Annotated in this window: 8 protein-coding genes and 1 tRNA gene; 7 read left to right on the top strand and 2 right to left on the bottom strand. The window is 36.0% G+C overall.

The features are described 5' to 3' along the window. The first annotated feature begins 158 nt into the window (after positions 1-158). The 4 genes from BA053_RS00400 to sucD all read left to right on the top strand — a co-directional run bounded on the left by BA053_RS00400 (position 159) and on the right by sucD (position 2,700). Positions 159-232: transfer RNA gene (locus BA053_RS00400), tRNA-Pro, on the top strand. 199 nt (positions 233-431) lie between these two features. Beyond that, entirely contained in the window at positions 432-632 is a 201-nt protein-coding gene (gene rpsU / locus BA053_RS00395) for a 30S ribosomal protein S21 (RefSeq protein ID WP_006279819.1), read from the top strand. 37 nt (positions 633-669) lie between these two features. Then, complete coding sequence (gene sucC, locus BA053_RS00390; RefSeq protein WP_065094447.1) at positions 670-1,821, top strand: ADP-forming succinate--CoA ligase subunit beta; 1,152 nt, start codon at positions 670-672, stop codon at positions 1,819-1,821. A 3-nt stretch (positions 1,822-1,824) separates the two neighbouring features. Further along, a complete protein-coding gene (sucD, locus tag BA053_RS00385) occupies positions 1,825-2,700 on the top strand; it encodes a succinate--CoA ligase subunit alpha (RefSeq protein ID WP_065106644.1) in 876 nt (291 codons plus the stop codon). Positions 2,701-2,708: 8 nt separating this feature from the next. Here the strand turns inward: sucD and dapF are convergent, their stop codons facing one another. Next, complete coding sequence (dapF, locus tag BA053_RS00380) at positions 2,709-3,497, bottom strand: diaminopimelate epimerase (protein WP_174525398.1); 789 nt, start codon at positions 3,495-3,497, stop codon at positions 2,709-2,711. After that, the gene (locus BA053_RS00375; protein WP_065094450.1) at positions 3,478-4,065 is read right to left on the bottom strand and encodes a nitroreductase family protein; all 588 of its coding nucleotides are present in this window, start codon (positions 4,063-4,065) and stop codon (positions 3,478-3,480) included. Before BA053_RS00375 ends, dapF begins: the two co-directional genes overlap by 20 nt. 85 nt (positions 4,066-4,150) lie before the next feature. Here BA053_RS00375 and BA053_RS00370 point away from each other — a divergent pair, with 85 nt between their 5' ends. The 3 genes from BA053_RS00370 to BA053_RS00360 all read left to right on the top strand — a co-directional run bounded on the left by BA053_RS00370 (position 4,151) and on the right by BA053_RS00360 (position 6,108). Then, positions 4,151-4,678, top strand: a complete 528-nt coding sequence (locus tag BA053_RS00370) for a biotin transporter BioY (RefSeq protein WP_065094451.1) — start codon at positions 4,151-4,153, stop codon at positions 4,676-4,678. Next, entirely contained in the window at positions 4,675-5,064 is a 390-nt protein-coding gene (locus BA053_RS00365; RefSeq protein WP_065094452.1) for a DUF1284 domain-containing protein, read from the top strand. The genes BA053_RS00370 and BA053_RS00365 overlap by 4 nt, the downstream gene beginning before the upstream one ends. A gap of 168 nt (positions 5,065-5,232) precedes the next feature. Continuing rightward, the gene (locus tag BA053_RS00360; protein ID WP_065094453.1) at positions 5,233-6,108 is read left to right on the top strand and encodes a tetratricopeptide repeat protein; all 876 of its coding nucleotides are present in this window, start codon (positions 5,233-5,235) and stop codon (positions 6,106-6,108) included. Positions 6,109-6,131 lie beyond the last annotated feature (23 nt).

Genomic DNA, 6,131 nt, shown 5'->3' with positions numbered 1-6,131 from the left:
CTGTTGGATATTTTTTCCTCATCTCTTACCTCAATATTCTTTCTTTATATACTACGTATTCCTTGGTTTGTGGACAACCTCTTATATTATATTTTTTCTAAAATAAACAAATGAACCTTGCATTTTGCCTGAATTATTGATAGCCTGAGTAAAGAAGTCGGGGCGTAGCGCAGCCTGGTAGCGCATTTGGTTTGGGACCAAAGGGTCGGGAGTTCAAATCTCTCCGCCCCGATGTTAGTATAATTGTAAGAACGCTGTAACATAAGAGCAATCTCCATCAGTAAGCAAGTAGCTGACACTGGAATGACATTATTCACCATGTAAATTATGGCATATTACATTTTAACGCTCAAGTTTATAAAATAATTGACAATGTTAATTTTCTAATTTATAAATAGATTTTGAAATGATTACCGAAGGAGGTATAGAGTTTGATAGAAGTATCAGTCCATTATGGTGATGTAGACAGAGCTCTTCCAGTATTGAAAAAAACAATTCAAAAGGAAGGAAGAGGGTTGAAAATGAAAAAACAATATCATGAAAAAAAATCAGAAAAAAGAGCTAAAAAGAAAGCTGAAGCTAAAAAAAAGAGGTACCAACAAGAGTGCAGAAGGCAGCGTTATGGTTGGTAGTTTGTACTCAAGTTAATAGTTTATCATTGGTTATTTTATGAATATTCACGAATATCAAGCGAAAGAAGTGTTGCATAAATTTAATGTCCCAGTGCCAAAAGGTTTTGTTGCTACATCTGCGGAAGAAGTAAAGACTCAAGTAAGTCAATTAAAATCTGACGTGTTTGTAGTTAAAGCTCAAATTCATGCAGGTGGTAGGGGTAAAGCCGGTGGCGTAAAGCTAGCAAAGTCAGTTGAAGAAGCTCAACAGTTTGTAAAGGACATGATTGGTATGACTTTAGTTACTCATCAAACAGGGCCAAGTGGGCAGCAAGTAAGAAAAGTGTACGTTGAAGAAGGCTCAAGCATTAAGAAAGAGTATTATTTAAGCCTGGTAATCGACCCGAAGCTCAGTAGGCCAATATTCATATTTTCCTCAGAAGGTGGAATGGACATCGAAGAAGTGGCAAAAAATTCTCCTGCAAAAATTGTGAAATTTGATATTGATTCTGCTACAAGTTTTGATAGCAGCAAGTTAAGCAGCAGTTTTCATTTGAGTCCAGAACAAATAGAAAAGATATCGAACATTGCAAAAAAAATATATGATGCGTTTATTGCAACTGACGCGAGCCAAATTGAAATTAATCCACTGGTTGAAACAAATTCTGGAGATTTTATTGCGCTCGATGCGAAAATTAATTTCGATGATAATGCTTTATATCGTCACCCAGAAATTATGGAACTTCGTGATTATGATGAAGAAGTGAAAGAAGAGATAGAGGCTTCAAAGTATGGGCTCAGTTACATCAAAATGGATGGCAGTATTGGTTGCATGGTAAATGGTGCAGGTCTTGCTATGGCAACAATGGATATAATAAAATACTACGGAGCAGAGCCTGCTAACTTTTTGGATGTTGGTGGTGGAGCGAGTAAAGAAACTGTAACTGAAGCATTTAAAATCATATTGTCTGATAGCAACGTAAGAGGAATTTTGGTTAATATATTTGGTGGTATAATGCGTTGCGATATTATCGCAAGTGGAATTGTTGCGGCTGCAAAAGAAATGAGTATTAAAGTTCCTTTAGTGGTTAGGTTATCAGGTACTAATTTTGAGGAAGGAAAAAAAATCTTAGAAGAGTCAGGATTAAATATTATTGCTGCAGATGAACTGGGTGATGCTGCGCAAAAGATAGTAAAAGAGGTAAAATAAAGCATGTCCGTTTTAGTAAATAAAGATACAAGATTAATATGCCAGGGTTTTACTGGTGCACAAGGTACGTTTCATTCAGAGCAAGCTATTGACTACGGGACGAAAATGGTTGGCGGTGTAACTCCTGGAAAGGGTGGGAGCACTCACCTTAATTTACCGGTTTTTAATACTGTAGCAGAAGCCAAAGAAAAAACCGGTGCAAATGCTACAGTTATATATGTACCTGCTAAATTTGCTGCTGCTGCAATACTTGAAGCAATAGATGCAAAAATAGAATTGATAGTTTGTATTACAGAGGGCATTCCTATACTTGATATGGTGAAAGTTAAGCGCGCGCTTGTTGATTCAAAAAGTCGATTGGTTGGTCCCAACTGCCCGGGAATTATTACGCCTGAAGAGTGCAAAATAGGAATTATGCCTGGCCATATCCATAAGCGTGGACACATAGGAATTATGTCTCGCTCTGGAACTTTAACTTACGAAGCAGTAGCACAAACAACTGCTGTTGGTCTTGGTCAATCCACATGTATCGGAATTGGGGGGGATCCAGTTCATGGTATGACATTTGTTGACTGTATGGAGCTCTTTTTAAAAGATGACGATACTCATGGTATTGTAGTTATTGGTGAAATAGGTGGAAACGAAGAAGAAGATGTATCACATTTTGTGAAAACAGAAAAAACTAAAAAGCCAATCGTTGGTTTTGTAGCAGGTCAAACGGCACCTCCAGGAAGACGTATGGGACACGCTGGAGCAATCATCTCTTCCAGCGGTGGAAGTGCTGGTGCAAAACTAGAAGTTATGCGGAGTGCCGGGATTGCAATTGCTGAAACCCCTGCAGTGATTGGTAAGAAGGTATTGGAAGTAATGCATCACTAGAATTAGGGTCACAAAAACCCTATATCACCGGTCATGAATACGTTATTTGCCCATTCGATTAATAACTTACCTCCTGGTAAATTTACTGAAGTCTGTTGGGCAGCCAGATATCCACGTAGTGTGGATGCAACAAGTGCTGCACAGGCTGCACTACCGCATGATGCAGTAATGCCTGTACCTCTTTCCCAAACTCTTAAAGCTATTTCTCCAGACTTTTCAACTTGTGCAATACTAATATTAATTTTCTGAGGAAATAATACGTGATTTTCCAGCTTTGGTCCTAAACTTTGCAATGGTATTTCATTTACATTATCAACAAAGAAAACTATGTGAGGATTACCAATATTTACTGCAACAGGATCTTTTAGCATTTCAAGCTCTATAGGTAAGTGAAGAGTGTCACATTGAGTAGACAAGGGAATTTCATGCCATTTTAGCAAAGGTTTACCCATGTTAACCTTTATGGATTTATCACCCACTTTAAAACACTCTAAAATGCGTTTGTTTACCAGCTCAATAGTGATATACTCAGTACCTTTTTCTGACATTATCAAATATCCAACACAGCGTGCTGCGTTTCCGCACATTTCAGCTCGACTGCCATCAGCATTATAGATATGCATAAAACAGTCTGCAGCATTAGACATTGTTATAATTATCACTTGATCACAACTGCTTTGATCAGCAATTTGTCTATGGTTCCAGTCTAAATTGTTTGTTGAACGTGAGTCTATGATAACGAAGTTGTTACCAGTGCCGTGCATTTTGATAAAATTTTCAGGACCTTGGCCACTCATCATAAAAAAATATTTCTTCTATTGGTCTCCTTTTTTTCTTACTTGTTTCAGCGCCCTCTTCTTCGTAACCAACCGCTATCACTGACATTACATTAAAATCATCGGATATGTTGAATCTTTCTACTATTTTATCTCTATCAAATCCACCCATTTGATGAGCCATTAAGTTCATAGCTGCAGCCTGTAGCATAAGTGCATAATTTGCTGCACCAGTATCGTGATTAGCCCAAAAATTTTCACCTTTGTCAGATTTACGGAAATTCTTAGCGCTTAGAGATATAATTAGTATTTGTGCATCTTTTGCCCATTTTTGATTAGATTCATCAAGGCAATTTAGCAGCTTTTCCCATGCGCTTTGATTGTTCTGTTTGTTGCATATTACGTATCTCCAGGGTTCATCACCAAAACATGAGGGAGTCAGCCTTACAGCTTCCATTAAAATATCCATGTCTTCCTGAGATATTGCTCTTGTAGGATCGTATGAACGTCCGCTGTGTCTTGCTTTCATCAACGATAATAGATCTTGTTTACTCATCATTTTTAATTTAATAGTGCATAAATAATTCATTGTAGCACAATATAAGCAAAATTTAAATTGCAAAACCTCTCATATACATATATTACATTTAATAAGTTATTTTTATTGGGGAAGTATGTTTATAACACAATCTAGCAACAGATCAACACTGGCTGAAATATTGTCTTGCGTTTTACTTTTATTCTTGATGGCTCAAATAAGCATACCATTGCAGCCTGTGCCTATCACATTGCAAACTTTAGGAGTAATGCTTATTGGGCTTAAATTTAACCGCAGAACAGCATTCTATTCTGTGCTTACATATCTATCACTTGGTGCAGCAGGATTGCCTGTTCTTGCAAATTTTTCTGGTGGTTATCACGCTCTCCTTGGACCAACAGGTGGATATTTAATTGGCTGTTTAGCTGCTGTTATGGTAATGAGCAAAGTAAATGAATTACTGAACTCTAAGTATAAATCATTTGTATGTAATTCTTTAAGTTGTCTGGCTGGTACAGTTATAATCTTTATTTGTGGTGTTAGTTGGCTTGCTGTTTACTTGGGTCTAGAACAAGCAATAATGGTGGGTGTTTTACCATTTATCCTTCCTGGTTTGATAAAAATTTTTCTACTTGTAGCAGCTTTGCAATATTTGAAAAAATGATAAAATTTCGCCCTCATCATTTTATGTGCACCCTCGCGTTTCGGGGATATGGGTATTCTCAGGGTTTTGTAGAAAATTATAGGAAGATAGCAAGTGAAGTGGTTAGTACTCAAATCGAAGTAGTTGGTAACCTTGATAGTATTTGTAGTGCTTGCCCAAACCAGACTAAACAAGGTAAATGCACCGAACAAGCTAAAGTTTTAGAGCTAGATAGAAGGCATATGGAAATTTTAGGAATTAAAATTGGCGAGACTTTGACCTGGAGTGAAGCGGTAGAAGAGATTAGGGAGAAAATGTCTTTAGAGAAATTCGAGTACGCATGTGAGGGGTGCAACTGGCAGCCATATGGAATATGTAAAAATGCCCTTTTAAATCTACAAAGGTAGTTGACAAAATGTTAAGATAAATTGAAGCATTTTTGTGGAAATAAAGCGAAATATGGAAGACAAAAGATAAATGCATTCTGAAAAGCTACACAGCATGTTCGTCCCACTAATTAATAATATCTTTATTATTGTATGAGATAGGTAATTTAGCATTTATGAATTTGTAATGTGTTACGCATAGCTCAAAGAAATAAGGTTTACTGGTTATACGCTGCAGCCAATGCCACAACACTAGGACCTATGTTTATCTGCATGTTAATTTGCGTTGTGATTTTATGGAGGTCTTCTGTTACCTATGCTAGTGAAAATTTGGAGATACAGAAGGCCTTCGATAATGTTGTCAAGCATATAAAAGCTGATAAAAAATATAAAGATCTTGATGTTATTGAGAGAAAAAGTGACAAATTTAATATCAAAATTTCGCAGAATTCTGGCAAGAGTTTTGACATATACTCTACTTTAAAAAAAGCAAAAGATTCCTTTGAGTTAGGAGATAATGAAACAGCTATTTCTCTCCTTAATCAGATTATCGCAAAGTTTCCTTATCATAAAAATGCTTTGATTGGACTAGGGAATATTTATTACGCTAATAAAGAATACAAAAAAGCTGTAGAGATTTACACAAAACTGTTAAAAGAATACCCTAGTAACCCTTACATATTAAAAAATTTTCTGACAATAATCTCACAATATGATCCTGATCTGGCGTTGAGTGAAATGTTAAAATTGTATGATATACATAAAAATTATGCTCCTTTATTAGCAAATTTAGGTCTGATCTATATGAAAAAGGAGGATTATGTAAAAGGTAAAGAGTATATGACAACTGCTATTTCTCTTGATGAAAACAATATTTTTTATACCTATAATCTAGCTGTTATTCTAGATAAACTTTCAGATTTTCAAAATGCTACAATATTCTACTTAAAGTTGTTAAACATGGCTACAACTTCGAAAGATGTGAGTGAAAAAATACCTTTATACAAAGTGACAGCAAGACTAAAATTTATAAAACTTCACAGCACGCACTCAAAGATTTCATAAAAGCTTATAGCTTACCTAAATCT

The sequence above is a fragment of the Wolbachia endosymbiont of Nomada ferruginata genome, from assembly GCF_001675785.1.
In the GTDB taxonomy this organism is placed as follows: Bacteria; Pseudomonadota; Alphaproteobacteria; order Rickettsiales; family Anaplasmataceae; genus Wolbachia; species Wolbachia pipientis.
The sequence above is the reverse complement of the archived record's forward strand: the minus strand, read 5'-3'. Positions and strand labels throughout refer to the sequence as shown.